The 257-nt window shown below is 57.6% G+C and carries 1 protein-coding gene; it reads right to left on the bottom strand.

Translation table 11 applies throughout. The features are described 5' to 3' along the window. Nucleotides 1-257, bottom strand: a 257-nt coding sequence (locus tag AC1RP1_RS08395) for a hypothetical protein (RefSeq protein ID WP_481762789.1), incomplete at both ends; no start/stop codon positions are given.

The following is a 257-nucleotide window of genomic DNA, read 5'->3' as shown; positions in this document are numbered from 1 at the left end:
GAATGCTTCACTGATGCCCATAGCTCGCAGCTTGTAAGGCACCAGTACATCGGCAGTGTCATACCATCGCCAAAAATCACCACCCGGACGGATATCGATCGCCTGTACCGCATTACGCGTCGATACCCATCCACCAAGCGGATCGTACTCAGCCTGCTGGAACGTACGGACCAGAGCGTTCAGCTCTTCGCCGGTTGGCGTCCACTTGTCGTCACCTGCCATCAGGTGAGTCATAGCGCGCTGACGGCGCTGCGCTT

Source organism: Dellaglioa sp. CoH-56-MRSF-13, from assembly GCF_056782095.1.
Note: the sequence above shows the minus strand (reverse complement) of the source record. Positions and strands in the feature narration are given on the sequence as shown.